Annotated in this window: 27 protein-coding genes, 1 tRNA gene and 2 pseudogenes; 10 read left to right on the top strand and 20 right to left on the bottom strand. The window is 56.2% G+C overall.

Going from position 1 to position 26,989, the window contains the following annotated elements; genetic code table 11:
* Positions 1 to 49 precede the first annotated feature (49 nt).
* The 4 genes from GXM22_RS02665 to GXM22_RS02650 all read left to right on the top strand — a co-directional run bounded on the left by GXM22_RS02665 (position 50) and on the right by GXM22_RS02650 (position 2,536).
* A complete protein-coding gene (locus GXM22_RS02665) occupies positions 50 to 622 on the top strand; it encodes a hypothetical protein (RefSeq protein WP_035393305.1) in 573 nt (190 codons plus the stop codon).
* 103 nt (positions 623 to 725) lie between these two features.
* The gene (locus GXM22_RS02660; RefSeq protein WP_005929342.1) at positions 726 to 1,217 is read left to right on the top strand and encodes an RNA polymerase sigma factor; all 492 of its coding nucleotides are present in this window, start codon (positions 726 to 728) and stop codon (positions 1,215 to 1,217) included.
* Positions 1,204 to 2,370 (top strand): DUF4349 domain-containing protein, encoded by a 1,167-nt coding sequence (locus GXM22_RS02655; RefSeq protein ID WP_005929344.1) that lies wholly within the window; start codon positions 1,204 to 1,206, stop codon positions 2,368 to 2,370. Before GXM22_RS02660 ends, GXM22_RS02655 begins: the two co-directional genes overlap by 14 nt.
* 89 nt (positions 2,371 to 2,459) lie before the next feature.
* Positions 2,460 to 2,536 (top strand) — tRNA-Met (locus GXM22_RS02650).
* 128 nt (positions 2,537 to 2,664) lie between these two features.
* Here GXM22_RS02650 and ilvD read toward each other — a convergent pair.
* The 4 genes from ilvD to ilvB form a co-directional block, all read right to left on the bottom strand.
* Positions 2,665 to 4,323, bottom strand: coding sequence for a dihydroxy-acid dehydratase (ilvD, locus tag GXM22_RS02645; RefSeq protein ID WP_005929346.1), 1,659 nt, complete (start codon positions 4,321 to 4,323; stop codon positions 2,665 to 2,667).
* A gap of 203 nt (positions 4,324 to 4,526) precedes the next feature.
* Positions 4,527 to 5,546 carry a ketol-acid reductoisomerase gene (gene ilvC / locus GXM22_RS02640; RefSeq protein ID WP_005929348.1) on the bottom strand — a complete coding sequence of 340 codons (1,020 nt, stop codon included), beginning with the start codon at positions 5,544 to 5,546 and terminating at the stop codon, positions 4,527 to 4,529.
* Positions 5,547 to 5,621: 75 nt separating this feature from the next.
* The gene (ilvN, locus tag GXM22_RS02635; protein ID WP_005929350.1) at positions 5,622 to 6,185 is read right to left on the bottom strand and encodes an acetolactate synthase small subunit; all 564 of its coding nucleotides are present in this window, start codon (positions 6,183 to 6,185) and stop codon (positions 5,622 to 5,624) included.
* 13 nt (positions 6,186 to 6,198) lie between these two features.
* On the bottom strand, positions 6,199 to 7,863 hold the full coding sequence (gene ilvB / locus GXM22_RS02630) for a biosynthetic-type acetolactate synthase large subunit (protein WP_005929352.1): 1,665 nt from the start codon (positions 7,861 to 7,863) through the stop codon (positions 6,199 to 6,201).
* 331 nt (positions 7,864 to 8,194) lie between these two features.
* On the opposite strand from ilvB, the gene GXM22_RS02625 reads away from it, so the two are divergent.
* Positions 8,195 to 9,403: an ATP-binding protein gene (locus tag GXM22_RS02625; RefSeq protein ID WP_005929354.1), complete on the top strand. Its 1,209-nt coding sequence runs from the start codon at positions 8,195 to 8,197 to the stop codon at positions 9,401 to 9,403.
* A gap of 121 nt (positions 9,404 to 9,524) precedes the next feature.
* Here GXM22_RS02625 and ilvA read toward each other — a convergent pair whose 3' ends face one another.
* The 5 genes from ilvA to GXM22_RS02600 all read right to left on the bottom strand — a co-directional run bounded on the left by ilvA (position 9,525) and on the right by GXM22_RS02600 (position 15,383).
* Positions 9,525 to 10,730, bottom strand: coding sequence for a threonine ammonia-lyase (gene ilvA / locus GXM22_RS02620; RefSeq protein ID WP_005929355.1), 1,206 nt, complete (start codon positions 10,728 to 10,730; stop codon positions 9,525 to 9,527).
* A 247-nt stretch (positions 10,731 to 10,977) separates the two neighbouring features.
* Entirely contained in the window at positions 10,978 to 11,748 is a 771-nt protein-coding gene (locus GXM22_RS02615; protein ID WP_035393308.1) for a tRNA threonylcarbamoyladenosine dehydratase, read from the bottom strand.
* 137 nt (positions 11,749 to 11,885) lie between these two features.
* Entirely contained in the window at positions 11,886 to 12,989 is a 1,104-nt protein-coding gene (mnmA, locus tag GXM22_RS02610) for a tRNA 2-thiouridine(34) synthase MnmA (RefSeq protein ID WP_035393312.1), read from the bottom strand.
* 64 nt (positions 12,990 to 13,053) lie between these two features.
* Positions 13,054 to 14,448, bottom strand: a complete 1,395-nt coding sequence (locus GXM22_RS02605; RefSeq protein ID WP_005929359.1) for a CCA tRNA nucleotidyltransferase — start codon at positions 14,446 to 14,448, stop codon at positions 13,054 to 13,056.
* Positions 14,445 to 15,383 carry a ribonuclease Z gene (locus GXM22_RS02600; RefSeq protein ID WP_005929361.1) on the bottom strand — a complete coding sequence of 313 codons (939 nt, stop codon included), beginning with the start codon at positions 15,381 to 15,383 and terminating at the stop codon, positions 14,445 to 14,447. The genes GXM22_RS02605 and GXM22_RS02600 overlap by 4 nt, the downstream gene beginning before the upstream one ends.
* A 113-nt stretch (positions 15,384 to 15,496) precedes the next feature.
* On the opposite strand from GXM22_RS02600, the gene GXM22_RS02595 reads away from it, so the two are divergent.
* Positions 15,497 to 15,667: a hypothetical protein gene (locus GXM22_RS02595; RefSeq protein WP_154277582.1), complete on the top strand. Its 171-nt coding sequence runs from the start codon at positions 15,497 to 15,499 to the stop codon at positions 15,665 to 15,667.
* Between the two features lie 73 nt (positions 15,668 to 15,740).
* Positions 15,741 to 15,983: pseudogene (locus GXM22_RS02590) on the top strand (TrpB-like pyridoxal phosphate-dependent enzyme); the annotation flags it as partial.
* Positions 15,984 to 16,266: 283 nt separating this feature from the next.
* Here GXM22_RS02590 and GXM22_RS02585 read toward each other — a convergent pair.
* The 3 genes from GXM22_RS02585 to GXM22_RS02575 are packed head-to-tail and all read right to left on the bottom strand — an operon-like array spanning position 16,267 to position 18,384.
* A complete protein-coding gene (locus GXM22_RS02585) occupies positions 16,267 to 17,760 on the bottom strand; it encodes a recombinase family protein (protein WP_005929368.1) in 1,494 nt (497 codons plus the stop codon).
* 13 nt (positions 17,761 to 17,773) lie between these two features.
* The gene (locus tag GXM22_RS02580; protein WP_005929370.1) at positions 17,774 to 18,094 is read right to left on the bottom strand and encodes a type II toxin-antitoxin system RelE/ParE family toxin; all 321 of its coding nucleotides are present in this window, start codon (positions 18,092 to 18,094) and stop codon (positions 17,774 to 17,776) included.
* Positions 18,091 to 18,384, bottom strand: a complete 294-nt coding sequence (locus GXM22_RS02575; RefSeq protein ID WP_120120645.1) for a type II toxin-antitoxin system RelB/DinJ family antitoxin — start codon at positions 18,382 to 18,384, stop codon at positions 18,091 to 18,093. Before GXM22_RS02575 ends, GXM22_RS02580 begins: the two co-directional genes overlap by 4 nt.
* Positions 18,385 to 18,541: 157 nt before the next feature.
* Here GXM22_RS02575 and GXM22_RS15185 point away from each other — a divergent pair.
* Positions 18,542 to 18,634: pseudogene (locus tag GXM22_RS15185) on the top strand (DUF6061 family protein); the annotation flags it as partial.
* Positions 18,635 to 18,652: 18 nt separating this feature from the next.
* On the opposite strand, the gene GXM22_RS02570 reads toward GXM22_RS15185, so the two are convergent.
* The 7 genes from GXM22_RS02570 to GXM22_RS02535 form a co-directional block, all read right to left on the bottom strand.
* Positions 18,653 to 18,991, bottom strand: a complete 339-nt coding sequence (locus GXM22_RS02570) for a hypothetical protein (protein WP_035393316.1) — start codon at positions 18,989 to 18,991, stop codon at positions 18,653 to 18,655.
* Between the two features lie 409 nt (positions 18,992 to 19,400).
* Positions 19,401 to 19,841 (bottom strand): hypothetical protein, encoded by a 441-nt coding sequence (locus GXM22_RS02565; protein ID WP_005929376.1) that lies wholly within the window; start codon positions 19,839 to 19,841, stop codon positions 19,401 to 19,403.
* Between the two features lie 633 nt (positions 19,842 to 20,474).
* Complete coding sequence (locus GXM22_RS02560) at positions 20,475 to 21,986, bottom strand: recombinase family protein (protein ID WP_002575864.1); 1,512 nt, start codon at positions 21,984 to 21,986, stop codon at positions 20,475 to 20,477.
* Positions 21,987 to 22,080: 94 nt separating this feature from the next.
* Positions 22,081 to 22,272, bottom strand: coding sequence for a hypothetical protein (locus tag GXM22_RS02555; RefSeq protein WP_321118048.1), 192 nt, complete (start codon positions 22,270 to 22,272; stop codon positions 22,081 to 22,083).
* Positions 22,273 to 22,276: 4 nt separating this feature from the next.
* Entirely contained in the window at positions 22,277 to 23,221 is a 945-nt protein-coding gene (gene mobV, locus GXM22_RS02550; protein ID WP_002575862.1) for a MobV family relaxase, read from the bottom strand.
* A gap of 173 nt (positions 23,222 to 23,394) precedes the next feature.
* Positions 23,395 to 23,790 carry a replication initiator protein A gene (locus GXM22_RS02540; RefSeq protein WP_002575861.1) on the bottom strand — a complete coding sequence of 132 codons (396 nt, stop codon included), beginning with the start codon at positions 23,788 to 23,790 and terminating at the stop codon, positions 23,395 to 23,397.
* Positions 23,791 to 23,901: 111 nt separating this feature from the next.
* Positions 23,902 to 24,315, bottom strand: a complete 414-nt coding sequence (locus GXM22_RS02535; protein WP_002575860.1) for a cysteine-rich VLP domain-containing protein — start codon at positions 24,313 to 24,315, stop codon at positions 23,902 to 23,904.
* 228 nt (positions 24,316 to 24,543) lie between these two features.
* Between GXM22_RS02535 and GXM22_RS02530 the strand changes: the two genes are divergently transcribed.
* Complete coding sequence (locus GXM22_RS02530) at positions 24,544 to 24,807, top strand: hypothetical protein (protein WP_002575859.1); 264 nt, start codon at positions 24,544 to 24,546, stop codon at positions 24,805 to 24,807.
* 78 nt (positions 24,808 to 24,885) lie between these two features.
* A complete protein-coding gene (locus tag GXM22_RS02525; protein ID WP_002575858.1) occupies positions 24,886 to 25,686 on the top strand; it encodes a helix-turn-helix domain-containing protein in 801 nt (266 codons plus the stop codon).
* 80 nt (positions 25,687 to 25,766) lie between these two features.
* Here the strand turns inward: GXM22_RS02525 and GXM22_RS02520 are convergent, their stop codons facing one another.
* Positions 25,767 to 26,987: an MFS transporter gene (locus GXM22_RS02520; protein ID WP_002584949.1), complete on the bottom strand. Its 1,221-nt coding sequence runs from the start codon at positions 26,985 to 26,987 to the stop codon at positions 25,767 to 25,769.
* Positions 26,988 to 26,989 lie beyond the last annotated feature (2 nt).

The following is a 26,989-nucleotide window of genomic DNA, read 5'->3' as shown; positions in this document are numbered from 1 at the left end:
GCAAAACCCATATACTAAAAGGGCAATGCACTGGAAAAGGAGGGAGACTATGGGCGGAGGACATCTTTCCCGGCCGGACTTCGGGATGCCACAGCCGGACCCGGACCACCCGCTGACCGAATTCTATCTGCTGCTGCAGCACGGGCTGGACAAGGCGGGGGTTTTCCACCTGCCTGCGCTCTATGCCAGCTTCCGGGCACCGGCCCGGCGCATCTATGCCGACGAGGCCGCCGGGTGCCTCACCCTCAGCGAAACGGCGGATGAGGGTGCTGTTCTGCTCTCTGCTCCCCGGAACCTCCAGCTGCTTTACAGCAGCCTGCATGTGGAACCGGATGGCTCCCCCGCCGCCCTGCTGCTCACCGAGGAGTGTTCCCGCGCTGTCTGCGCGGTGCAGCTGCTGCCTCCCTTTGTCTGGGAGGACCCGCTGCCGCCCCTGCCGGATGTCCCGGCCGCTCTGACCCTGCAATTGACCCTGCAGGATGTGGAGGCCATCGACACCGACCCTGCCGCCCTTGCCCGCCGCCTATGCCAGACCACCCGGCAGAAGCACTGGCTGGCCCACCCCAAAGCAGATCTGTATCTTGCGGAGAAAATTGCCCTTTTCCAAAGGCTATATCGTTAATGCAATAATCCGTGCGCTTCACCCGTATATGGGGTGAAACGTCCCTTTGAAACAGTTGTTTCCACCAGCCCCGCCCGGGGCCGCAAAGGAGAGAAAGAGACTTATGGGACAGTTGACCAAAGACGAAGTTTTTGCGCTGGCTGTACAGCGATACAGCGACACCGTGTTCCGCGCCGCGATGCACAATTGCAGCTGCGCCGCCGATGCGGAGGACGTGGTGCAGGATGTGTTTGAAAAGCTCCTGCGCTACGAAGGCCGCTTTGAGAGTGAGGAGCACCTCAAAGCCTGGCTGCTGCGGGTCGCCATCAATCGCTGCCGGGATATCACCCGGGCCGCGCGCCAGAAGGACACCGAACTGGACGAAAACATTCCTGCCCCGGAATCCGGAAATGACGGCAGTGTGCTCGATGCGGTGCGCACTCTGCCGGAAAACTACCGCAACGCCGTGTACCTCCATTATTACGAGGGCTACACCGCCGCCGAGGTAGGCCGGATGCTGGGTGCACCCACCAACACGGTGCTCAGCTGGCTGCGGCGGGCACGCGCCCAGTTACATACGCTGCTGAAGGAGGAGATCGAAGATGAGGTGGTATGAATACAAGATGGAAGTGGACGATCTGCACGCTTCCGATGACCTGAAGGCAAAGCTGCTTGCCCTGCAGGCCAATGCCGCCGAGACACCCGGTGCCAAGAGCATCGCCATACCCGCGCCTTCCCCAACCCCCAAAAAACAGAAGAAGCCCCTCCGCTTCCCCGCCCGGCGCTGGGCCCAGTTGGCCGCCTGCGCGGCAGTCTGCGGGGTCTGCCTGTACGGTGCCGTGCATGCCTACGAATGGGAGGGGGTCACCCTGCTGGGCGGCGGCTCTTCCTCCAACTACTCTGCCGCCGCCACCAAGGCAGCCGCCCCGCAGGCCGCTGTTTACTCCATGGAGGACACCGAAAACGCCACCTACGGTTCTGCGGACAACGGTATCTCCTCCTTCAGCGCAGAGGACGGCTACCGGTCAGCAGACACTGCCACCGGCGGTTCCCTGCTGACCTCCGGCGAAGCGGAGAGCGATGCTTCCACCCGCACCGCCGACAGCGCCAAGATCATCTATACTGCCAACCTCACGCTGGAGACCCGGGATTACGATACCGCCCGTGCGGCACTGGATGCGGCCCTTTCTGACGCAGACGGCTATATGGAATCCAGCAGCGAGTACACCAACACCGACAGCACCCGAAGCGTCAGCCTGACTTTGCGGGTGCCCCAGGACAGCTACAAGAGCTTTCTGGCCGCCGCTGCCCAGTCCGGCAGCGTGACCTACCAGAACCAGCAGGCGGAGGATATCACCACCCGGTATATGGACACCGAGGCCCGGCTGGCCAGCCTGACCGCCCAGCGCACCCGCCTGCAGGAGCTGCAGGCACAGGCCGACACCCTGGCCGACCTGCTGGAGATCGAGTCCAGCCTGAGCGATGTGCAGTACCAGATCGAGAGCTGGCAGAGCCAGCTGGACTGGTACAGCAATCAGGTCTCCTGCTGCACCGTCTATATCACCCTGAACGAAGTGGAGACCCTGACCCCCACCAGCACCAGCTTCGGCGCAAAGCTGCTGGCCGCCCTGCGCAATGGCTGGACCGGCTTCGTGTCCGGCGCACAGGCTGTGGCGGTGTTCCTTGTGGGCGCATGGCCCGCCATCCTCATCGGCGCGGTCTGCGGCGTGATCTACTACCGTGTCCGCCATCCCAGAAAGAAAAAGTAAAAAACTTTTTCAAAACCCTTGACATCCACCCGCCTCTGTGGTATTATATTTGAGCAGTCAGCGAACAGCTGATGCAGACAAGTAAATATCGCGGGGTGGAGCAGTCTGGTAGCTCGTCGGGCTCATAACCCGAAGGTCGTTGGTTCAAATCCGGCCCCCGCAACCACCAAGCATCTTGAAGTGATTCAGGATGCTTTTTCTTTTGTCCAATTTTCTGTATCCCGCTGTTTCGGATAAAAAAAGCTCCCGACGTTCTGCGCGTCGGGAGCTTTTGCTGTTATGCGGTCTTCCGGGTCACTTCAGCACCGCACCCAGGTTTGCACTGGTGACCATGCGGGCATAGCGGCTGAGCCAGCCGGTCTTGATGTTGGGCTCGGGCGCAACGTACTTTGCCTTGCGCTCGGCCAGCACCTCGTCGCTGACCTCCAGCGTGATCTTTGCGTTGGGGATATCAATACTGATGGTATCGCCCTCCTCGATCAGGCCGATGGGGCCGCCGGAAGCAGCCTCGGGGCTGACATGGCCGATGGCCGCGCCGCGGCTTGCGCCGGAGAAGCGGCCGTCGGTGATGAGGGCCACGGTCTTATCCAGCTTCATACCGGCCAGAGCAGAGGTGGGGTTGAGCATCTCGCGCATACCGGGGCCGCCCTTGGGGCCCTCGTAGCGGATGACCACCACGTCGCCCGGGACGATCTGGCCTGCGTAGATGGCCGCAATGGCGGTCTCCTCGCTGTTGAACACGCGGGCCGGGCCGGAGTGCTGCTGCATCTCGGGGGCCACGGCACTGCGCTTGACCACGCAGCCGTCCGGAGCGATGTTGCCCCACAGGATCTGCAGGCCGCCGGTCTGGGAGTAGGGGTTTTCGATGGGGCGGATGGCCTTTTCGTTCAGGATGTGGGCACCCTTGATGTTCTCCCCCAGGGTCTTGCCAGTCACGGTGGGCACATCCAGATCCAGCAGGCCCTTCTTGGCCAGCTCTGCCTGCACGGCGGGGATACCGCCTGCGGCATAGAGGTCGGGCATGTGGGTGGGGCCTGCGGGGGCCAGATGGCAGAGGTTGGGGGTCCTGGCGCTGATCTCGTTGAAGAGCTTCAGGTCAATGGGCACACCAGCCTCGTAGGCAATGGCCAGCAGATGCAGGACGGTATTGGTGGAGCAGCCCAGCGCCATATCGCAGGTCAGTGCGTTGCGGATGGAGCGCTCGTTGATGATCTGGCGGGCGGTGATGCCCTTGTTGACCATGTCCATGATGGCCATACCGGCGTGCTTGGCCAGCTGCAGGCGCTTGGAGTAGACCGCCGGGATGGTGCCGTTGCCGGGCAGGGCAATGCCAATGGCCTCGCACAGGCAGTTCATGCTGTTGGCGGTGTACATGCCGGAGCAGCTGCCGCAGCTGGGGCAGCAGTTGCAGGTGCAGTCTTCCAGCTGCTCGTCGGTGATCATACCGGCCTTGTAAGCGCCCACAGCCTCGAACATCTTGGAAAGGCTGACTTCCTCGCCGCCGTAGCTGCCGGCCAGCATGGGGCCGCCGGAGCAGACCACCGCGGGCACATCCATGCGGACCGCGGCCATAACCATGCCGGGCACGATCTTATCGCAGTTGGGCACCAGCACCAGACCGTCCAGCTGATGAGCCATCAGCATGGTCTCCACGCTGTCGCAGATCAGCTCGCGGGAGGCCAGGGAGTATTTCATGCCCACATGGCCCATGGCGATGCCATCGCAGACACCGATGGCAGGGATCAGGATGGGGGTGCCGCCCGCCATCTCCACACCGGCCTTGACGGCATCGGCGATCTTATCCAGATTCATGTGGCCGGGCACGATCTCGCTGTAAGCGCTGACCACGCCGATCAGCGGGCGCTCCAGCTCTTCAGGGGTGTAACCCAGTGCGTAGAATAAGCTTCGGTTGGGGGCCCGCTCCGAGCCCTTGGTCACGTTATCGCTTCTCATAACATATCCTCTTTTCCTTATAACAAAAGACCCCCTCCCAAAGGAGGGAGCCTTTCTTAGTTTTAAAAGCAGCTTTTGGCTGAACTCCTTCCGTCATCGCTTGCGCGATGCCACCTCCCTCACGGAGGGAGGCTTCACGCTGCGATCAGACAAAAGGCTCCCTCTTTGAGGGGGCTGTCGCCGCAGGCGACTGGGGGAGTTAATTACTTCTTCAGCCAGCTCATCATGCTGCGCAGCTCTGCGCCCACCTTCTCGATGGGGTGTTCGGCCTGCATCCGGCGCTCAGCCAGGAAGTGGACCTTGCGGCCGCCCTTGGGGCTCATCTCGGTCAGGAACTCAGAAGCAAAGGTGCCGTCCTGGATCTCGGTCAGGACCTTCTTCATCTCCTTGCGGGTCTCCTCGGTGATCAGGCGCTTGCCGGTGCGGTAATCGCCGTACTCAGCGGTGTTGGAGATGGAGTAGCGCATCTTGGAGAAGCCGCCCTCGTTGATCAGGTCAACGATCAGCTTCATCTCGTGGCAGGTCTCAAAGTATGCCATCTCGGGCTCGTAGCCAGCCTCAACCAGCGTATCGAAGCCTGCATGGATCAGCTCGCAGACACCGCCGCACAGAACTGCCTGCTCGCCGAACAGGTCGGTCTCGGTCTCCTCCTTGAAGGTGGTCTGCAGGATGCCTGCACGGCCAGCGCCGATGCCGGAAGCGTAAGCCAGAGCGATGTCCTTTGCCTTGCCGGTGTAATCCTGCTCCACGCAGATCAGAGAGGGGCAGCCCTCGCCCTCGGTGTACAGGCGGCGGACGATGTGGCCGGGGCCCTTGGGAGCGATCATGATCACGTCAACGTTCTTGGGAGCGGTAATGGTCTTGAAGTGGATGTTGAAGCCGTGTGCAAAGGCCAGAGCCTTGCCCTCGGTCATGTAAGGTGCGACCTGCGTGTTGTAGATGTCGGCGCACAGCTCATCGGGAACCAGCATCATCACAACATCGCCAGCCTTGGCAGCCTCTTCGACTTCCATGACCTTGAAGTTGTCGTGGGTGGCGGCGAACTCGGAGGCCTTTGCCCAGTGGGCAGAGCCCTTGCGCAGACCGACAACAACATTTACGCCGCTCTCGGCCAGGTTCTCGGAATGGGCGTGGCCCTGGCTGCCGAAGCCGATGACAGCAACGGTCTTGCCGTCCAGCACGCCGAGGTTGCAGTCGGAATCGTAGTATTTCTTGATCGCCATGGTAGTAGTCTCCTTTTACTCTTTCCTGTTTTATTTTTATATTTTGATTTTTATGGAAAACTGAGAGATTATGCCTTACTGCGGGCAATGGGTCCCGGGCAGGGGCAGCTGGGCTGCCCGCACCTCCTGCGGGGGCTTCTGCATGTGCTGGTGCATCCCGCCGCGCTCCAGGGCGGTCACGCCGGTGCGGCACTGCTCAAGGATCTTGTAATCTGCCAGGATCTTGAGGAACGCGTCCACCTTTTCGGGGCGGCCGGTCAGCTCCAGCACCATGCTGTCGGGCGAAAAATCAATGATCTTTGCCTTGTAGATGCTGGCGATCTCCCGCAGCTCACTGCGGTTGTGGACATCGGCAGCCACCTTGAGCAGCAGCAGCTCCCGCTCCAGCGAATTCTCGTGATCCAGAACGAACACCTGCCGGGTCACTTCCAGCCGCTCGGTCTGGAGGATGAGCTGGCTCAGCGCCTTTTCATCGCTGGTGATGGTCACGGTGATGCGGCTGACCGCCGGGTCGTTGGTGGCGGACACCGTCAGGCTGTCGATATTGAAGCCGCGGCGGCAGAACAGGTTGGACACCCGGGCCAGAACACCGCTCTGGTTGTCCACCAGCAGACTGATGACTCTGCGTTTGGATTCCATGGGTCAGTCCTCCTTATTCCATGATGATATCATTGATGTCGCCGCCGCCGGGGATCATGGGCAGGACCTTTTCGTCCTTGTCGATGATGCACTCGATCCAGGTGGGGCCCTTCTGCTTGAGGGCATCGGCAAATGCGGCCTGGAACTCGGGGAGGTTGGTGCAGCGGTAGCCCTTCAGGCCAAAGCCGTCCGCCAGCTTGACAAAGTCGGTGCGGCGGTGAGGGTCGGTCTGGGAGTAGCGCTTTTCGTAGAAAGTGGTCTGCCACTGGCGCACCATGCCCAGCACAGAGTTGTTGAAGATGACCGTGATGATGGGCAGCTCATAGCTGACAGCGGTGCAGGCCTCGTTGAGGTTCATGTGGAAGGAACCGTCGCCCGTGAACATGACCACCCGCTGCTCCCGGCCCAGCGCCATCTGCGCGCCGATGGCCGCGCCATAGCCAAAGCCCATGGTGCCCAGGCCGCCGCTGGTGATAAAGCCGCGGCTCTTGGTGTGGCGGATGTACTGGGCCGCCCACATCTGGTGCTGGCCCACGTCGGTGACATACACGGCCTCGGGGCCGCACTGGCTGCACACCTCGCCGATGACCTGATGGGGCATCAGGCGGGTGGGGTCGGACACAGGGTGGTAATCCTGCGCCTGCCACTCGTGGATCATCTTCATCCAGTCGGGGTGCTTCTTCTCCTCAATGAGGGGGAGCATCCCGCTCAGGACATAGCAGACATCACCGGCAATGGCAAGATCCACATCCACATTCTTGCCCAGCTCACTGGGGTCGATATCGATCTGGATGATGGTGGCATTCCTGGCAAAGGTCTTGGGGTTCAGGGCCACGCGGTCAGAAAAGCGGGTGCCCAGTGCGATCAGCACGTCGCAATCCGCAACCGCCCGGTTGGAGGTGTAGCAGCCGTGCATTCCGACCATGCCGATGTTCATCGGGTCACCGTAGGGCACAACGCCTGCGGCCATCAGGGTATAGGTGGCGGGGATCTCCGCCTTGTGGATCAGGTCACGCAGGGGCTGGCAGGAAGCCGCGCTCCGCACGCCGCCGCCAAAATAGACCAGCGGGCGCTGGGCCGCGTTGATGATATCGGCGGCCCACTTGACCTGCTGTTCGTCGTAGGTGGTCACGGTGCGGATCTGCTCCGGCTGCTTGGGAGTGAACTCACAGACAGCAGCGGTGACATCCTTGGGGATATCCACCAGCACCGGGCCCTTGCGGCCGCTCTGCGCAATGCGGAACGCCGCACGCATGGTGTCGGCCAGCTCTTCTACCTTGCGCACCGTGAAGTTGTGCTTGGTGATGGGCATCGTGATGCCCTCGATGTAGGCCTCCTGAAAGCTGTCCTTGCCCAGACCGGGGGTCGGCACATTGCCGGTAAAGGCGACCATGGGCACGGAGTCCATGTAGGCAGTGGCAATGCCGGTGACCAGGTTGGTGGCACCCGGGCCGCTGGTGGCCAGCACCACGCCGGTGCGGCCCGTTGCGCGGGCATAGCCATCGGCCGCATGAGAAGCGCCCTGCTCGTGGGCGGTCAGCACATGGTGGATGCGGTCAGAATTCTTATACAGCTCGTCGTACAGGTTCAGCACAGCACCTCCGGGGTAGCCGAAGATGGTGTCCACGCCCTGTTCGCAGAGAACTTCAACAAAAATTTGCGAACCATTTAACTGCATGGTAAGTTGCTCCTGTTCCTTTTCCTCTTACACTCTCAACAAAATTTCCCTCAGACACGTTACTTTTCGCATCTTGCATTCCGATTTGAACGTTGGGTCAATTATACTATAAATCGGGCCTTTGTCAATCGACGATTTGTAAAGTGAATCAGCCGAAAGATGAAGATAATTGAACACACCCTTGCTAAGCGCCTTTTCCAAGAGTATAATCAATTCTACACTGTTATAAAAATAAACAGCCTTCTGACCGGCCTGCCAATGGCTCCCCCTTTGGGGGAGCTGGCGCGGCGCGCCTGAGAGGGCAAGGCCGTTAAAAAGAGAGGATTTTCCTATGCAACTTCGTGAATGGAATGCCCGGCTCCACGGGCTTGTTGTCTTCCGTGCCCTGCTGGGCGACCCCGTTGTGGCAAAGCTGGCGGCGCTGACCGACCGGCTGGAAGCGGCTGACGATACCATCGCCCCCCTGTGCGATGCTGTGGCCGCCTTTGAAGCCGCCCTGTTCGCCCACACCACCAATCTGGGCGATTATCTTTCCAACGCCGTGCTGGAGACAGAGACCTTCTGTGTGCGGCAGGCTGCTGCAGGCCAGCTCTCCCCTGTGATGGAGGCCGCCCTGAACAGTGAGCTGAACTTTTTGCAGAAGCTCTGCGGCCTGACGCTGGACGCGCTGCTGGAAGCCGCCGACCGGCAGAACCGGGAGCTGGCGTTCCTGCCCCGTTGGGAGGCAAGGCAGCTCGACCTGACCGCCGCCTATAACCAGCGGATGCGGGAAGCCGGGAAGAAGGGCTACGGCATGTTTGCCAAGCACCATGTGTTCACAGTGGAGAACGGCCAGCTGGTGCCCGTGAAGTACCCCGACCCCCAGAAGCTCAGCGAGCTGCCGGGCTACGAGAAGGAGCGGGAAAAGGTCATTGCCAACACCCGCGCCCTGCTGGCCGGTTCCCCCGCCAACAATGTCCTGCTCTACGGCGATGCCGGCACCGGCAAATCCAGCACGGTCAAGGCCATTGCCAACGAGTATGCCGCCGACGGCCTGCGGCTGGTGGAGGTCAAGAAGAACCAGCTCTACCAGATCCCCGACCTGATGGATCAGCTGGCAGCCAACCCCCTCAAATTCATCCTCTTCATCGATGACCTGAGCTTCTCCTCCAACGACGACAACTTTGCCGCCCTGAAAGCCATCCTTGAGGGCAGCGTGGGCGGCCGGGCCCGGAACATTGCGGTGTATGCCACCTCCAACCGCCGCCACCTCATCAAGGAGACCCTGACCGACCGCACCGGCGACGACATCCACGAAGCCGACACCCGGCAGGAACTGATGAGCCTTTCCGCCCGGTTCGGCCTGACCGTCACCTTCCAGCGGCCCGAGAAAGCCCGCTTTGCCGCCATTCTGGAAGAGCTGGCAAAACAGCACCACATCCAGATGCCCATGGAAGAGCTGCTGGTCAAGGCCGAGGCCTTCGCCATCCGCGCTGGCGGCCGCAGCCCCCGCGTGGCCAAACAGTTCATCGAACAGTGCGAGAGCGGCGTGCAGAAATAATGTTTGTTTTTTCGTTTTTATGGATAAGAAAAAGCGCTGTGCAGTGAAATGACTGCACGGCGCTTTTTGCTATTTTGAAAGAAACCTGCCGCCGCAGGCGGCGGATGAGGTAGTCAGAAAATCAAACGCGCTCTGCCACCAGCTGGAAGCCCTCTTTGGTGAGCTCCTGCCGGATCTGCTCGATCTGGGCATGGTCGCGGGTCTCCAGCGCCAGCTTGAGGAAACAGCTGGAGATGGGCATGTTGGGGTCAGAGCCGTCGTGCAGGACGGAGACCACATTGCTGCCGCAGCGGGAAACGATGGCGGCCACCCGCTCCAGCTGGCCGGGCTTATCCTCCAGCGCGATGGTCAGGTTGGCCTTGCGGCCACTCATCACCAGACCACGGGTGATGACGCGGTTGAGGATGTTCACATCGATGTTGCCGCCGGAGATCAGGCAGACCACCTTTTTGCCCTCGATGGGCAGCTTGTGGAACAGCGCCGCTGCCACAGGCACCGCACCGGCCCCCTCGGCCACCAGCTTCTGGTTCTCCATCAGGGAGAGGATGGCGGCGGCGGTCTCGTCCTCGCTGACGGTCACGATGTCGTCCACATATTCCTCGCAGAGCTGATAGGTCAGTTCGCCGGGGGTCTTGACCTGAATGCCGTCCGCAAAGGTGGCCACATTTTTCAGGGTCTGATACTTGTGCTCATGCAGGCTGCGGTACATGCTGGGGGCACCCTCGGCCTGCACACCGTAGACCTTGACCTCGGGGCGCAGGCTCTTGATGGCAAAGGCCACGCCGGAGATCAGGCCGCCGCCGCCCACGGGCACGATGACAGCATCCAGATCGGGCAGCTGGTCAAGGATCTCCAGACCGATGGTGCCCTGACCTGCGATGACCTGTTCGTCATCGTAGGGGTGGATGAAGGTCATGCCGGTCTCGGCCTGCAGCTCCACGGCCTTGTCGTGGGCATCATCATAGGTGCCGGGCACCAGACAGACCTCTGCACCCAGGCTCTTGGTGTTTTCCACCTTCATAATGGGGGCACCGTCCGGCATACAGACGATGCTCCTGATGCCCCGGCGGGTGGCGGCCAGAGCCACGCCCTGTGCGTGGTTTCCGGCAGAGCAGGCGATCACGCCCTTTTCGCTCTCCTCCCTGGAGAGCTGGCTGATCTTATAATAGGCTCCCCGCACCTTGAAGCTGCCGGTCACCTGCAGGTTCTCGGTCTTGAGGTAGAGGCGGCAGTCCTTGGAGAGCTTGGGCGCTTCAATCAGGTCGGTCTTGCGGGCAACGTCCTTGAGCACAAAGGCGGCGTGGTAGATCTTATCCAGAGTCAGCATGACGATACTTCCTATCTTCTATCCTTGATTTTTGCATGTGAATATGCATCCCAGTATAAATTAGCAAAAGTATTTTGTCAAATGAACGTATTTCAACATTATGTTTGCTGGGGTGACCGCCAATGGCTACGCCCGGGCAGGCGGCAGCCCTGCGGCCCGATGCACGCTCCATCTGTTCCCACGGTTTTCCCTGACTCAAAACGCCCCTCTCCGGCATCTGTGAGACCGGAGAGGGGCGTTCTCGTTTTTAACCTTTCATCGGCACAAATCCGACCAGATCCTTCACGACCTCGCCGCCGATGATGAGCCCGGCCACCGAGGGCACAAAGGCGTTGGAACCGGGGACCGAGCGCCGGATGGTGCACTTGCGCTGGGTGCCCGGGGGGCAGATGCAGTGGTTCTTGCAGCTGATGGAATCATCCTCGATGGGGGTCATGGCAGGCTCCTTGGAGTAGACGACCTTCAGGTGCTTGATCCGCCGCTTGCGGCACTCGGTGCGCATCACCTTGGCCAGCGGGCAGACGGAGGTCTTGTAGATATCCGTCACCTCAAAGCGGGTGGGGTCCATCTTGTTGCCCGCGCCCATGGCGCAGATGATGGGGGTGCCGGCCTCCTTGGCCTTGACCACCAGCGCGATCTTGCCGGTGACGGTGTCGATGGCATCCACCACATAGTCGTACTGGGTGAAGTCGAACTGATCCTGCGTTTCCGGGGTGAAGAAGATCTTGTAGGTGGTGACCTTGATGTTGGGGTCGATCTCGTGGATACGCTGTTCGGCCACATCCACCTTGTACTGGCCCACGGTCTTGCGGGTGGCCACGATCTGGCGGTTCAGGTTGGTCAGGCAGACCTTGTCATCATCAATGAGGTCCAGCGCACCCACACCGCTGCGTGCCAGCGCTTCCACCGTGTAGCCGCCCACGCCGCCAATGCCAAACACCGCCACACGGGAATTGTGCAGCTTTTCCATTGCTTCCTTGCCCAGCAGCAGCTGGGTGCGGGAATATTGATCCTGCATAGATACTTGCTCCTCCATCTTACACTACGCCTATTGTTTTATCAGTTCGACGCAGTTGCTTTTGTTTTACTTTATACTTTCCAACGACTGCCAAGGGCTCCCCTACTAGGGGAGCTGGCGCGAAGCGCCTGAGAGGTTTATTCGACCGCAACGATGGTGCCGCCCCCCAGCACAACATCCCCCTGATACAGCACCACGGCCTGGCCGGGCGTGGGGGCACGCTGGGGCTGGTCAAATTCCAGCCGGAACTGCCCCTCTCCTGCCGGGTAGACGGTGGCAGCCTGCTCGGTCTGGTGGTAGCGGGTGCGGGCCGTGACCCGCAAGGGCGCGGTCAGCTCCGGGATGGCGATCCAATTCACCTCGTCGGCATAGACGATGCGGTCAAACAGGTTCTCCTCCGGGCCCACCGTGACGGTATTGGCCTGCATATCCTTGGCGCAGACATACACCGGCGCACCCATGGCAAGGCCAAGGCCCTTGCGCTGGCCGATGGTATACCGCACCGCACCGTTGTGGGTGCCCACCTTTTTGCCATTCTCGTCCAGAAAATCGCCTGCCGGGTAGTGCTTGCCGGTGAAGTCCTCCATAAAGCGGGCGTAGTCGCCGTCCGGCACAAAGCAGATATCCTGGCTGTCGTGCTTGCGGGCGTTGATGAAATGCTGCTTTTCCGCGATTTCACGCACTTCGGCCTTGTGCAGCCCCCCCAGCGGCAGGCGCACATGGGCCAGCTGCTCCTGGGTCAGGTTATAGAGCACATAGCTCTGATCCTTGCCCTCGTCCAGCCCCTTTTTCAGCAGCCAGCGGCCGGTGGCCTCGTCCTGCTCCACCCGGGCGTAATGGCCCGTGACCACATACTCCATGCCATGGCTCTCAGCCCAGCGGAGCAGGTGGTCGAACTTCATATATCGGTTGCAGTCGATGCAGGGGTTGGGCGTGCCGCCCATCTCATATACCCGGATGAACTTTTCGATGATCTTCTCCCGGAAGTCGGCGGTGAAATCCAGCACCTCATAGGGGATATCCATCGCAAAGGCCACCTCGGCGGCATCCTCGATATCCTTTTCGGAGCAGCAGGTGTGGAAACCGGACTGCCCCAGCGTCTCGTTTCGGGTGAGCCGCATGGTGATGCCGGTGCAGTCGTACCCCGCCTGCTGCATCAGCCATGCCGCCACCGAGCTGTCCACACCGCCGCTCATGGCGATGAGTGCCCCGGGGCGCTTCGTGTTCTGTGCTTCTGTCATATCGTCCCTCATTCAATAACACACTAAAACAGTAGCATAATACTACCGCAGCTTCTTTCTCTTGTCAAGACGCAGAAAATTGGGCCGCCGCAGCCAGCAGCGCGTCTTTTTCGTTGGGTGTCTGCCCGGTGATGACAGCCTCCAGCAGGGCGTTCAGCACCTGCCGCAGACCCGGGCCGGGTCTGACCCCCGCCGCCATCAGGTCACGGCCATTCACGGCCAGCTGACTCACCCGGCAGCAGGCATTTTCTGCTGTCAGCCGCTCCGCCTCGGCCCGCAGGGCAGCAAAGGCCCCGGTCTGTTCCGGATGCCGGGCACTGCAAAGGGCGGTCAGGCGCTGGATCGTCGGCAATTCATAGCGGCCCAAAAGGCGTTTGGCCATAAGTGTCTGGTCGGAGCCGGGCGTACCGGGAGCTTCCTCTTCGGACACGGGTGTCACGCAGGGCGTTTGGACGGGAGTGTCGGGAGTTTCTCCGAGGACCGTCCGCTGGGGTGGGACCCTGTTGCCGCAGGCAATAGGGCGGGCGATGGAATGGCCCGATTCGTGTCCGAGGAGAAAGCTCCCGGCACCCCCTCCAGCTTCCCTTTCCAACGCTGTCACCTCATCTGTGAGCGCGTTGGAGCATTTCAGTTTGCGCAGAGCTTTGCGGGCACCAGCTTCACCCAGCGGACAGAGAAGAGCCGCCAGCCGGGCGGGCACGTTCTCCACTGTTGGTTCGATCCGGTCGATGGTACGGCAGAGTTCCGCAAACCGTTCCGGCTGTTTTTCCGGTTCCAGCTCCGGCAGGATAACGGCCAGAACGGCGGGTTCCAGATAGCTTCCGGGCCGGGGGGCCGCCAGCAGCTTGAGTAGTTCTTCCTGGATGCGCTCCGCCGAAACGCAGTCCAGATGCGGCCCCAGTGCCCGGGCAGCAACACCGGTGGCTGGGTCGATGGCAAAACCGAACCGGGCCGCGAACCGGTAGAGCCGCAGGATGCGCAGCGCGTCCTCCTCAAAGCGGCGTTCCGGCTCCCCCACCGCCCGCACGCGATGGGCGGCAAGGTCGTCCCGCCCGCCAAAGGGGTCGATGAGCCCTTCCTCGGCGCTGTATGCCATAGCGTTGATGGTGAAATCCCGCCGGGCAAGATCCTCCCGCACCTCCGGCACAAAGCAGACGGCATCCGGGTGGCGGCCATCGGAATAGGCCCCCTCGGTGCGGAAGGTCGTTGTCTCATAGAGCCTGCCGCCCTGCTTCACCGTCACGGTGCCGTGCTGCAGGCCGGTGGGGATACACTTTTCCTCCCCGAACAGCGCCATCACCTGCTCCGGGCGGGCGCTGGTGCAGAGGTCCCAATCGTGGGGGTCCAGCCCCAGCAGGCTGTCCCGGACACAGCCGCCCACAGCGTAGGCCGCATGGCCCGCACCATGGAGCGCATCCAGCAGCAGGGCTGCACCTGGGTCAAGTTTGATCGTTGTCATGTTGTTTCCTCGTCATATTGCAGGATGATCTGTTTGCCGTCAAAGCCGCACTCCGCCGCCGGGAATACCGCCTGTGCATTGGGCAGGGCGGCTTCCGGTTCAAGGATCATGGGCGAATAATGCATCAGCCAGAACCGGCGCACATCAGCCTTTTTTGCAATGGCCGCACCCTGCGCAAAAGTGCTGTGCCCCCACTGCTTTGCCTGCGCCTCCTGCTCGTTGTCGGGGTAGGTGGCATCGCAGAGGAAGAGGTCGGCGTTCTGCGCGGCCTGTTCCAGCGCCGGGCAGGGAGCGGTATCACCCGAGAACACAAACCGCAGACCCCGGCGTGCCGGGCCCAGCACATCCGCAGGGGAGACCACCGCCCCGTTTTCCAGCGGGATGCTCTGGCCCCGCTGGAGCAGCTTCCATGCAGGCACCGGAACGTTCAGTGCCCGGGCCTTTGCAGGGTCAAAGCGGCCCGCCCGGGGCAAGTCGAGCCGGTAGCCCCGGCTGGGCACCCGGTGCCGGGTGCGGAAGGGCGTAAGCTGCGCCCCCGCAGGCCAGCCGGAGGAAAGGGTGGTCAGGTCGATGGGATCTGTGTCCAGCTGCACAGCCCTGACCGGATACGGCAGCGGCCCGGCCAGGGTGCGCAGGGCGGGCCAGACCTCTCCCAGTCCCTCGGGGCCGTAAAGGGTCAGCGGGCGCTCCCGGCCCTGACAGCCCAGCGTCTGCAGCAGGCCCGGCAGGCCGAAGATATGGTCGCCGTGATAGTGGGTCAGGCAGATGGCATCCAGCTTCATCAGGTTGACCCCGGCGCGGCGGGCCGCCGCCTGCGTGCCCTCGCCGCAGTCAAACAGCAGGGCATGGCCCCCGCATTCGGCAAGCGCGGCGGTCAGGGCACGGTCCGGCAGGGGCATGGTGGCTGCCGTGCCCAGCAGTGTAATGGTCAGCATAACAGTTCCTCCGTGATTTGTCGGTAACAGTGTACCACATTTTGCGCCCGCACACAATCGGCACAGCCCGGCATAGGATGGCGCAGAGCTCTGATACAAAGGGAGGTTTGACCATGCAGCGCAAAAAAGTCCCCGCCGGGCACCACCGCTTCGGGCTGGCCCGGCTCGTTCTGGTCCTGGCACTGCTGTTTCTCGTCGTGGCGCTCACCGCCGGGCTGGCGGGCTGCCTGTTCCAGCCTGTACTGGCCGCCCGGGGCACGCTGCTGTTTCTGCCAGGGGCGTAAATTATTTTGTGAAAATTGAAATTTTCCCTTAACTTCAGGACAATGACGTGATAAAGTCCAGCCAAACCAGTGAGAGGGCATCCTGCCCGCCCCCGAGAGCAGCCACGCCATCCGTGCCGCCATCGACGAGGCCCTCAAGTGCAAGGAGACCGGCGAGGAAAAGACCATCGTCTTTGGCCTGACCGGCACCGGCTACTTTGACATGGTGGCCTACGAGAAGTTCCACGATGGCCAGATGAGCGACTACATCCCCACCGATGCCGACCTGCAAAAGGGCTTTGACGGCATTCCCCGGTTCCCCGGCAACGAGCTCTGAGCCGATACTATAATTACTATATAATAAGGGAGAAGCGCGCTCCCGATCCCGGGAACACGCTTCTCCTTTTCTGCGCACCATCCTCTGCAAACAGAAAACCGCCAGCGTATCTCTACGCTGACGGTCTTTTTATGGGCGCGGGTGGATTACGCAAGCCGCGCTGCTAAAAACAGCCCACCGGGCTGTTTTTGCCCCTTCTTCTGCGACGGGGCCGCAGCTGTTCGAATCCACCCTTGAGGGTGAAACTTAAGATGCCGGATAAGACAAAAAACCAGCGTAATTTCTACGCTGGTCTTTTTGGTGGAGCGAAGCAACCTAAATCCGAACCATTGCCCTCTGGGGCATCTTTGGCGGCGATTTCATCGAAAGTGATGGTTTTTGTGCCGTCTTTGTAGTTGAATGTAATCAAAACTTTTTCATCATAGAGATAAACAGCATTCACGAATGTATTGATAAGCGTTTCCCGGTGGCTTTTCATGTTCGGGTCGAGCTTGCGGAACCGGGTCAGCCAGAACCGAACCTGATTTTCACTCAACCGAGGCCGAGCGATTTTTTCTTCGGCAATCCGAACTTCAAGTTCTTTCTGCTGGGCTTCCAGCTTTTCCAAACGCGATTTGGTGGAGTTGGTCAGCACACCTGCTTGAATGGCGTTCAGCATATTTTCAATGCCATTCTCTACCTCGCGCATCTGCTTTTCCAGCAAAGGGAGAGTGGTGTTTTCCTGATCCTGCAACTCCATCACTTCCGCAACGATGGCATCAATCACGGCATCGTCCTGAATCAGCTTCATGGTTTCAGCCACGACCAAATCTTCCAGCCATTCCTTACGGACGGTCTTTTTCTTGCAGGTCTTGAAACGTTTCGCAGTGGCACACTTATAATAATGATGGACAACTTTGTTTCGGCCTGTGCCGCACTCGCCGAACATCATCGCGCCGCACATTCCGCAGAACAGCTTGGTGGTGAGCAAGTAATCGTCCTCGGCCTTGTGACGGGCAGGAGCGCGGCTGTTCTTCTTGATTTTTTGCTGCACTTCTTCAAACAAGTCCTTGTCCACGATGGCCGGGATGCTGTCCGGCATTACGATATCCTTGAAGTGGTTTTCACCAATGTACCGTTTGTTCGTCAGCAGCGTCTGAACACTGTTGTAGGTAAACTTCTGATTACGGTTGGTGGTCACGCCACTGTCGTTCAGCCAGTTCATCAGTTCTTTCATAGTTGCGCCATCGTTGTACCGCTGAAAGGCTTCTACCACAAAGGGAGCTTTCAGCGGATCGACTTGAAAGAACTTCTCCTCATCCACCTTAAAACCAATGGGAATCGTGCCGCCGTTGTACTTTCCCTTCAGAACATTCTCGGTCATGCCGCGCACAACTTTTTCAGAAAGTTCTGCCGAGTAGTATTCAGCCATGCCGGTGAGCATACTCTTGACCATGATACCCGCAGGGCTGTCCGAAATGGGCTCCGTGGCAGATACCAGCTTGACATGATTGCGCTCCAACTGGTACTCATAATGTGCAGAATCGTAGCGGTTTCGGGCAAAGCGGTCAAGTTTCCAGACCAGCACAATGTCAAATAACCGTTTCTCGCTGTCCTTGATCATCTGCTGGAAGTCCGGGCGGTTGTCGGTTTTGGCGGAAAGGGCGCGGTCAATGTAGTGCTTGACCACGGTGATACCGTTCTTCTCCGCATAGGCGGTGCATTCCCGGATTTGACCTTCGATGGATTCTTCACGCTGATTGTCGCTGGAATAGCGGGCGTAAATCACGGCGGTCATGCAAACACCCCTTTCACTTCATTCTCCGCAGACGGCGCACAAGGTCGGATGCACTGTACAGCACACGGGCCACCGACACGGCATCCTCGCCCACGATGTAGAACACCGAGTAGTTGTCCACCAGCATCTGCCGCAGCCCTTGGGTGCGCTCCGGCTCGCTCTCTACCAGCGCACAGCGTTCCGGCAGAATGTTCAGCGACTGAATGGCTTCTGCAATGCGGTTATACTGCGCCATGGCCGTGTCAGGCTCCAGCAGACGGTCGGCAATATAGCTGTAGATCTGCTCCATATCGCTGAGGGCTGCATGGGAAATTTTCACGTCATACTGCTTCATCTGTGCTGTTCCCTGAACTGTGCGAATGCGCTTGCAGCATCCACGGTATCACCGTTCTGAATCTCCTTAATGCCCACCTGCAAGGCTGCATGGAGCTGGTCATCGGTCATGGTGTCAGCGTTCAGAGCCGCAGGAGCCTTCGGCAGGGACAGCGAGAACGGAATGCCGCCAGTCAGGGTGATCTGGCGCAGGTACATATCAATAGCTGTTGCCATCGGGATTCCGAGCTGCTTCAGTACATCTTCGGCTTGCTGCTTGACAGTAGGGTTGACACGAAGGTTAAGTGTCATTGTTTTTTCCATGGTTATCACCTCAGCTTTATTGTAACGTATTTTGCGTTGCAAGTCAATCGAGTGCAAAGTCGCAATTGAAATTCTCTATAATTCTCTATATTGCACAATATATTCGTCATTAAATTGTTTAAAGCGCAGAATATTCATTCGTTAGAATAAATCTTTGGAGTACGCCCAGCTTGTACTGGGTGGGGAGCTTGAACATTACCTCTCACTTGGCTGCGACCATGGCAGACTAGAAGATTGACCTTTAATGAAAATAGGATTACTGCAATCGAATACTGTATATCGTATCAAACTGATAGGGGTCAGATAACAAAACCTTTCCATTGGAAACTACCACAATATTTTCGCCTTCTTCAATTTGCGATAGCTGAATATTTCCTTTTAAGTATTCCGAAGCTCCCTGAATGAGATAGTAATCATTTGTACCGTACAGTTGATTGGGAGCGGTTGCATAGATAGAATTATCGCTTAAATCCACCGTTGTTACAGTAAGTTCCGATTTTGTCCTCTCCCACGGATGCAACAGGAAACCGCCTATAAGAATTGCTAGGGCCAAAGCTATACCAAAAGCAGTCAATTTCTTACTTGATTTCGTCATTTTAAGCACCTCTTCATCATAGCCCCATTTGAATTTTCTGAACGTCACATTTTTTCCGAACGATTGCAGCTATAAGAATCACATCAATGGTATCATGATTATTGGCTTCTCTGTTTGAATAACGAATTTTAAGCCTGCTTTATTTCATCTGTCCACAATTCTTTTCAAAATCGTATAGCTGCACATAAATTTCCAGAAAACTTGTAGCACAATCACAATTTTTCTTTTCACTCAGATAAACCACCACGGCAGTTCCAGCCACAGGTTATCCATATCCCCCACCGGCTTGACGGCATTGGTTTGAGTGACCGAACATCAAAATCAAGTCATGGAGGCTCGCATATTGAGCAATCCATTTTCTTTCCACTGCATCATAGGGATAACCGGGATTCCCCAGCATCTCTTTTATTCAGGATTTTTCTACTGAAATCCGGATTCCAAATCCTCCCTCTGAGTATGCAATGCTTATCCATGTTTCATCTTTTCTTAGCAAAACGCCTGTCGAAACGCTTTCTGAAGCCGATGCCTCTTCAGCGTATCCTAAGGTTTTCAATTGGTCAATATATTTTTGTATTTCTTCTTCAGAGATATTATTATAAAAGATTGCATAATACCCAGCATTAGAACCATCCAATATATATTCTATCGTTCCACTTTCCGGCTCACAAATAAGCCTAGTGTATTCATTATCCGGCCAAACTGAAGTATAAATACATTTTACATCAGACGGATTGGTTCCTCCATGTGTAGCAAATTTTCCCTGACCTGAAAAACGAATGCAAAGAAAGACCAATATCAAAACTATAAAGGCAACCGCCATACTGCTAAAAAATTCCAATTTCTTATTCATTTGGCTTGCTCCATAATTCAAACGTACAAAGCCACGATTCTTTTCTTTCGACTCTAAAGAATCGTGGCTTTTATACCCATTATCTAATGCTTTTATTACGGAATCGTGATGTCGTAGGAAATGGAGAACTGGCCACCGTTTGCCAAAGCATTCAATTTGTTTTCAAGGAAATTATCTGCATTGGAATCACCTCCATCACGGTTTCCATTTTAGATGTTGATAATAGCAAAGCACAAATAGAAAAAATCCACAATATTGTAGCAAGACGGAGAAAAAATGTCACCAAAACGGTGTAAGCGCAAAGCAGGGATTGGTTCTTGATCTCTGTTGTGAGAGTTCACAAACGTCCGGGGTGCTGTTGCCGGAAGGATGCTTTCTTCAATTTTCTTCCAGAATTCTCTGCAAATAGCGGGCTGTTTATGCTTCTTGAGAATCCATCTAGTGAATACCGACACCCTCCATGATCTTTTCTATCCAATTTGTGGAAGAATCATTTTTCTCACTAAATGACCCCAAATAATGTGACGAACTCTCAACCTCTATTATTACACCATCCGGCATTCTGTATTTTTCTAAAGTACAGTTTACAAGGGACTACACAGGGTAGGTATCTGACGGGAGGGGTGCCGCCAGTCAGATTTTCCATGTGATGTTCAAGCTGTCGCTTGTGGCGGCTATGGTGGTGATCATCAAATCCACCACACGCCGCTTGTCATCAAAAGATACATTCTCCCAGGTATCGAGGTAGCCGGAAATCTGGCTGACCTGTTCCGGGCTGATGGCCTCCACAGTCAACTCCGCTATCCTTGCCAGAAGTTCCTGCTTGCGCCCGTCCAGTTCCGCTATCTTCACATTCACATAGGAGAACAGGACATTGTTTGCCCCCGTCAGACTGTCCACCAGCTTTTCAATCTCGCTGTCTACATGGGCAAGTTCCACTTGCAGGGCGGTGATTTTCGGGTTTGCCTTTGCCGCTTTCTTTTTTCCTGTCAGCGTCTTGTAGCTTGCCAGCTTCTTTACCATCTGCTGATAAACAACCGCTTCCAGTTCCGAAGTGATGATTTTCCCACAGCCAGGACAGCTTTTATTGTCCAGCCGTTTCGTGCAGCGGAGATACTGTTTGCCGGAGGGATTGTAGATACTCATAAGAGCATACCCGCAATTCCCGCACTTGATTTTTCCTGCCAGCCATGTGTGGGTGGCTTTCCGGGCAGACTGGATTTTCATGTTGTTCATCAGCTTCTTGCGGCAGGTCAGCCAGGTGTCGGAGGGGACGATACCCTCATGGGGAGCCAGTACCAGCATTTGGTCTTTTAAGTCGTTTTTCTTGCTGGCCTTTACATCTCGCCCTTGATACAGATAGCAGCCGTTCATGCCCGTAAAATCGGCAACGTCATTGACAATGACTGTACCTTGACTTTTGAAAAATTCGTACACATCAAGGTCTGCCTGCACATAGACAGGATTGCGTAACATCTGCGCCAGCGTGGGGCGTATCAGCTCTTTGCCATGGAACAAAATCCCCTGTTCGGCAAAGTACCGGGTAATGTCCCCGTAGGAAGTTGTGGGCTGGGCGTACATCTCAAACATCAGCCGGATATTGGCCGCTTCCTCCGGGTTTACCACCAGCTTCTTTGTGTTGATACCGTCCATCTTGATAGGCTCCGTATGGAAGCCGTAAGGGGCTTTCCCGCCCATCTTAAAGCCCCGCTGACTGCGGGAGTAGTAAGCGTCCGTTACCCGCTTCTGTATCGTTTCCCGTTCAAGCTGGGCGAACACGATACAGATATTCAGCATGGCCCGTCCCATCGGCGTGGAGGTATCAAACTTTTCCGTAGAGGACACAAACTCCACATTGTACTGCTGGAACAGCTCCATCATGTTGGCAAAGTCCAGAATGGAACGGCTGATACGGTCGAGCTTGTAAACCACGACCTTTGCAATCAAGCCCCGCTTGATGTCCCGCACCAGTTCTTGAAACTTCGGACGGTCTGTGTTCTTGCCGCTGTACCCTTTGTCTGTGTATTCCTTGCAGTTACCGCCTTTCAACTCGTATTTGCAAAATTCAATCTGGCTTTCAATGGAAATGCTGTCCTTTTTGTCTACCGATTGTCTTGCATAGATTGCGTCTATCCGATTGTTCATATTGTCGCTCCTTTTCTTAAAAAAGAAACGGAGCTGCTGACAGTTCTATTATACCGCCAGCAGCCCCGCAAATCAATGATGGGTTTGGAAAACCTTATGTCCCGGCTTCCTCACTCTCCCGCTTGTCGGCGTACTTGCGGAACACCTCATAAAGCTGCTGTTCCAGTTCCCGGCGTTTGGCTGCTTCCTGTTCCGGCGTGAACACCGGGGAGAGATTTTCCAGTGTGATTTCCTTTCCCTGAAAAGTCACGATTTCGATTTCCTTTTTGTATCTGATATTACTTATAAGATCACCTTTCCTTTCCATGCTGCCGCTGTTGCCGTTTCAGTTCCGCTAAAATCTCCGGCGGGATACGGTCAACCAGCCGCCGCATATCGTCCAGTTCGCTTTTTAACTTCGCCCGTTCCATCGTGTCATTCATCTTGCCTTTTTCGCTGGCCTTTGCCCTGACTTCCAGCTTTTCATTTTCCGCTAACAAGTCATTGATTGTGACCTTGTATTTTTTCAGTTGCCCGGAGAAGTTCTCCATCTGCGGAAACCACTTTTTCAGCATGGAGAGGGCTTCCTCTTTCTTCTTTCCGGCGTTCAGCGGGGTAATGCCGGAGAGAACCGCTTCAATGGCCCTCGCCTGTTTGGAGAGGTTGACCGCCTGTTTGAACAGCCGGGTGGGGATATGCTTCCGGCCCGTCTTGCTGGCGCTTTCCCCACGCTCCAGGTCGGGGTACTGCTCCACCATACAGGCGTGAAAATCGTCCTGCCACTTCGTCAGATTGGCCCGGTTGCCGATAATTTCTTTGGCGCACAGGCGGTTGTCCTTTGTCAGCGGCACAAAGACCAAGTGCAGATGGGGCGTTTTTTCATCCATGTGTACCATAGCCGAAACGATGTTCTCCCGGCCCACCCGGTCAATGAGGAAGTCCGCCGCCCTCTGGAAGTAGGCCGCTATCTCCTTTGGGGACTTGCCCTTGAAAAACTCCGGGCTGGCGGTAATCAGCGTGTCCACAAACCGAGTGCTGTCCTTGCGGGTGCGGCATCTGGCCTGCTCGATGCGGCTCTGAATGAAATGGTAGTAGCGGCCATCCGGCTTGACGATGTGGAAATTGTACTTGCTCCGGCTGGTGTCAATGTCCGGGTTGCTGGCGTACTGCTCCTTTTTCCGTTCATGGTGGGCTTCCAGCGGCCCCGCCGGGTGGCCCTTGTGCTTCTCAAATCGCAAAATTGCGTGTTGTGCCATTGAACTCCTTTCCCCATTCCATTCCTTTCCGGCGGGTTTTCCCGCCGAAAATATCTCTGATAGGATTGGAATGGAATGAATGTAAATAGATGGTTTTAATCTCTGTATTTCTATATACCGTCAGATTTCCGTACTTCAAGAGGATTGATTTTCGTACTCGCCAAGTACGGTTTTCAGCCCTCCGGCGTACCATAACCGGATTTCTTGAAGTCGGTGTTTGGAACCGCTTCATAGGATTTCGGGTAAATGCGGTTGGGTTTTCCACAGCCCTGTTTCTGGATTTCCACCAGCCCCGCATACTGCAACTCCCGCAGGGTGTTGACCGCTTTCTGCCGCCCGCAGCGGAGCAAAGCGACCACCTCGCAGATGGGGTAGTACAGGTAGACCCGCCCGTACTCGTCCGCCCAGCCGTTCTTCCGGGACAACTCCGCCCGGCGCAGGACAAAGGCATACAGCACCTTCGCTTCGTTGCTCAAGGGCTGGAATGTGGGTGCTTCAAAAAGGAAATTGGGGAGCCGGGTGAAACTGAACGCCTTTTCCGGCTGGTGAATATAAATCGTGTTTGTCATAGCGTGTTTTGTGGACGGTTAGAGGCCCGTTTTCCGGGGCGAATGATAAATGATACCAGCCGCCCCGGTTGAGGGCTTGCGGAGCCTTGCAAATCAAGGCTTTTCCCGCTCTTAACTGTCCACAGCAGACCTCCTTTTCCGTTCACTTTCTGTTTTCTGCCGCCTGTGAACTCTGGCGGCGCAGTCCGGGCAGTATTTGCCCCGGTTGGACTTCGGGACGAACACACCGCCGCACTCCGCACAGCGTTTCAAGTCCCTGTCCCGGTAAATCTCCGCTTCCAGCGTCCTGTCCAGCGGCAAGACCGCCCAGCGGAACCACTTGCAGCAGACGGAGAACGAAATCATCTGCGGACAGGCGCAGGTGTCGCCATCGTCCAGCGCAAGGCAGTTTCCGTCCTCGCAGTTGCAGCACTCCCGGCGTATCAGGCCGCTGGCTCGTCTCTTCTGGGGCGGGGTTATGCGGTAGGGGGAGCCGTCCGGCCTGTGTTCCAGCGGCGGCAGGTGTTGATAGGGTCTTTTGCTCATGCGTCCCTCCGTTTTCTTTGGCGTGTTCTGTTTCCAAGGTGCTTGTCCATCGATGAACTATCCCAAGTCTACACCTTTTTGACCGCCTGTGCCGTATATCCAAGAGGTAGGAAATCAGCCTGAAAAACTCCCTATTTCCACGCTCTCGGATTTGTGATATAATCAAAAAAAGATAAAAGACAAATTCAGGTTTCTGGTCTTCTTGCACAAAATAAAGGAGGAGCTATTATGCAAATTGTTTATATTCCAAGCGAATCAATGTCTGTTCAAGGTAAAAAAGATGAAATCTATAAAAGATATGGGAAAGACTGGAATATTAGAGAACAGGGAGGAGGTAACGGAAATTGGTTGTTGACCAGAAAAAGTGATGTGCTTGTAGATGGAAAAAGTTATCGTACTTTTGTACTTGAACACTACGGTAAATCCAAGCTGACAGCGAAGCTTGTTGATAAATTTCGTGAAGATGTAGCAAATGGTAAAATAAAACTGTAAATGCCTATGCCGTTATGCTATGAGCATAGTACATAGCATAACGGCTTCTCTTTCGTTGAGCTAGCAAGGAGGGTGAATATGTCTTTATCCATACAAGAGCGATTAAAAGACCTACGTGTGGAGCGTGGCTTGACGCTGGGGCAGCTTGCGGAGCAGACCGGGCTTTCCAAGTCTGCGCTGGGCAGTTACGAAACGGAAGACTTCAAGGACATCAGCCACTATGCCCTTATCCGGCTGGCGAAGTTTTACGGTGTGACCGCTGATTATCTGCTGGGGCTGTCTGAAATGAAAAATCACCCAAACGCCGATCTTGCAGACCTGCGTTTGAGTGATGAAATGATTGACCTGCTGAAAAGCGGGAGGATAGACAATACCCTGCTGTGTGAGCTGGCGGCGCACCCGGATTTCCCCCGGCTGATGGCTGACCTTGAAATCTATGTGAACGGAACGGCACTGAAACAGGCGCAGGGTGCAAACGCCATAGTGGACACGATGAGCGCAACTGTTATAAAAAAGCATAATCCTGGCATGAGTGATACGCAGTTAAGACAGCTTATCACCGCCCATATTGATGAGGACGAGTTTTGCCGCTATGTGATACAACGGGACATAAACGGGATTGCCCTTGCTCTGCGGGAAACACACAAGGACGATTTTTTCAGCGTCCCAGAGGATAACCCGCTAAAAGAAATGCTGGAAACTGCTGGTGAAATCGTCAGCCAGGACAGCGACACGGAACAAGCGTACTTGGCGTTTATCTGCAAACGGCTCAAGCTGAATTTTAGGAAGCTGTCAGTAGAAGAACGGAAGTGGCTGAAAAAGATTGCGGAAAAATCCGACTTGCTGAAGAATCCAAAACCGCAGAGAGGACGAAGATAAAAAATGCCTGAACGGCGGTTCTGGTTTTTCAGAACCACCATCCAGGCATTTTGTTTAGTAATAGAAAAAGGTGCAGTTGATTATTGCGTATTGTCAATCTCTCTCAAACCGGGTAGTAAAAATACGGCAAGCGCAACGATGATAATGCCAATTCCGCAAATGACAAACCATTTCTCAACTCCCAGCCGCTCCGCCAGAGGCCCGGAAATGACAAGGCCAAACGGCATGGCGAGGGAAGCGGCGCTTGTCAGTAGAGAAAAAACTCTCCCCAGATATTCTGGTTTGACCGTTTCTTGAAAAATCGCATTTTGCACACCGTAAAATGGAGCGGAAATTCCCATAACAGTACAGCACACAACAAAGACAAGAAATGCGTCTGGCGGCAAAAGCCCGGAGAGCATATTGCTAACGCCCATCAGGAGAACGGAAAGACCGATGGTGTACCGCCGTTTCTTAAAACCGCCCCAAATGCTCAGAATGACTCCGCCAAGCAGCATACCAACCGCAAAAGCAATTTCAGCGGCAGAGGCATGGGCCGGTGTTCCTTTGAAGTATGACATACAGATGAGAGGAAAAAGCGTACTGATTGGCATATAAAAGAACATATAAATTACACCAATCCAGAGCAGAGCAAAGAGGCCCCTGTTTTGCTTTAATACCACATACCCCTCTTTCATATCCTGTAAAAACTGTTGTCTTTTCGTTTCTGGACATAGTTCAGGCGTTGGTATGGACGAAATCGCAACAGTCACACAGGCAAGGATTGCACCCACAATATCTAACAATATAATTGCATTAAGAGGCCAAACAGCATATAAAAACGCTGCGGCAGCTGGACTGATAATCGCACTTACTGCTTGCATGGTCTGCGTGTAACCAGCGCATTTTGTAAGTTCCTCTTTTGGCACAATCATAGGTGTTGCTGCGCTGAATGCTGGAGAATGAAAAGCAGTTCCCGCACTTCGGATTAACAGGACAACCATAATAGACCATACGGGCAATTCCATGTAAAACGCCACCAGCGCCAGAATACCGCCAGCGGCGGCAATTATCAAATCCGCACCAATCATTACGCTTTTACGGCTGTGCCGGTCAACAAAAGCACCTGCAAACGGGCCTAAACAGGCTTGCGGCAAAAATCCAATCAGTGTTGCCGCCGTCAATATGATTGCAGAATTAGTTTTCGCAACCAAATAAAAGATAATGGCCATTTGCAAAATACCGCTGCTAATAAAGGATATTGCTTGTCCGGCAAGAAGTGTAAAATAAGTTTTTCTCCATGAATTGTTGTTTTGGGTCATAA

The organism is Faecalibacterium duncaniae (genome assembly GCF_010509575.1).
Taxonomy (GTDB): domain Bacteria; phylum Bacillota; class Clostridia; order Oscillospirales; family Ruminococcaceae; genus Faecalibacterium; species Faecalibacterium duncaniae.
The sequence above is the reverse complement of the archived record's forward strand: the minus strand, read 5'-3'. Positions and strand labels throughout refer to the sequence as shown.

Coding starts and splice junctions, on each gene's coding strand:
- GXM22_RS02560 (WP_002575864.1), bottom strand. CDS start 21,986: ATGAACAATCGGATAGACGCAATCTATGCAAGACAATCGGTAGACAAA.
- GXM22_RS02655 (WP_005929344.1), top strand. CDS start 1,204: ATGAGGTGGTATGAATACAAGATGGAAGTGGACGATCTGCACGCTTCC.
- ilvN (WP_005929350.1), bottom strand. CDS start 6,185: ATGGAATCCAAACGCAGAGTCATCAGTCTGCTGGTGGACAACCAGAGC.
- GXM22_RS02565 (WP_005929376.1), bottom strand. CDS start 19,841: ATGAATAAGAAATTGGAATTTTTTAGCAGTATGGCGGTTGCCTTTATA.
- GXM22_RS02580 (WP_005929370.1), bottom strand. CDS start 18,094: ATGAAGCAGTATGACGTGAAAATTTCCCATGCAGCCCTCAGCGATATG.
- ilvC (WP_005929348.1), bottom strand. CDS start 5,546: ATGGCGATCAAGAAATACTACGATTCCGACTGCAACCTCGGCGTGCTG.
- ilvA (WP_005929355.1), bottom strand. CDS start 10,730: ATGCTGACTCTGGATAAGATCTACCACGCCGCCTTTGTGCTCAAGGAC.
- GXM22_RS02660 (WP_005929342.1), top strand. CDS start 726: ATGGGACAGTTGACCAAAGACGAAGTTTTTGCGCTGGCTGTACAGCGA.
- GXM22_RS02530 (WP_002575859.1), top strand. CDS start 24,544: ATGCAAATTGTTTATATTCCAAGCGAATCAATGTCTGTTCAAGGTAAA.
- GXM22_RS02575 (WP_120120645.1), bottom strand. CDS start 18,384: ATGACACTTAACCTTCGTGTCAACCCTACTGTCAAGCAGCAAGCCGAA.
- ilvD (WP_005929346.1), bottom strand. CDS start 4,323: ATGAGAAGCGATAACGTGACCAAGGGCTCGGAGCGGGCCCCCAACCGA.
- GXM22_RS02535 (WP_002575860.1), bottom strand. CDS start 24,315: ATGAGCAAAAGACCCTATCAACACCTGCCGCCGCTGGAACACAGGCCG.
- GXM22_RS02665 (WP_035393305.1), top strand. CDS start 50: ATGGGCGGAGGACATCTTTCCCGGCCGGACTTCGGGATGCCACAGCCG.
- GXM22_RS02595 (WP_154277582.1), top strand. CDS start 15,497: ATGCAGCGCAAAAAAGTCCCCGCCGGGCACCACCGCTTCGGGCTGGCC.
- GXM22_RS02520 (WP_002584949.1), bottom strand. CDS start 26,987: ATGACCCAAAACAACAATTCATGGAGAAAAACTTATTTTACACTTCTT.
- GXM22_RS02525 (WP_002575858.1), top strand. CDS start 24,886: ATGTCTTTATCCATACAAGAGCGATTAAAAGACCTACGTGTGGAGCGT.
- mnmA (WP_035393312.1), bottom strand. CDS start 12,989: ATGACAGAAGCACAGAACACGAAGCGCCCCGGGGCACTCATCGCCATG.
- GXM22_RS02570 (WP_035393316.1), bottom strand. CDS start 18,991: ATGACGAAATCAAGTAAGAAATTGACTGCTTTTGGTATAGCTTTGGCC.
- GXM22_RS02600 (WP_005929361.1), bottom strand. CDS start 15,383: ATGCTGACCATTACACTGCTGGGCACGGCAGCCACCATGCCCCTGCCG.
- GXM22_RS02625 (WP_005929354.1), top strand. CDS start 8,195: ATGCAACTTCGTGAATGGAATGCCCGGCTCCACGGGCTTGTTGTCTTC.
- mobV (WP_002575862.1), bottom strand. CDS start 23,221: ATGGCACAACACGCAATTTTGCGATTTGAGAAGCACAAGGGCCACCCG.
- GXM22_RS02585 (WP_005929368.1), bottom strand. CDS start 17,760: ATGACCGCCGTGATTTACGCCCGCTATTCCAGCGACAATCAGCGTGAA.
- GXM22_RS02605 (WP_005929359.1), bottom strand. CDS start 14,448: ATGACAACGATCAAACTTGACCCAGGTGCAGCCCTGCTGCTGGATGCG.
- GXM22_RS02540 (WP_002575861.1), bottom strand. CDS start 23,790: ATGACAAACACGATTTATATTCACCAGCCGGAAAAGGCGTTCAGTTTC.
- GXM22_RS02615 (WP_035393308.1), bottom strand. CDS start 11,748: ATGCAGGATCAATATTCCCGCACCCAGCTGCTGCTGGGCAAGGAAGCA.
- ilvB (WP_005929352.1), bottom strand. CDS start 7,863: ATGCAGTTAAATGGTTCGCAAATTTTTGTTGAAGTTCTCTGCGAACAG.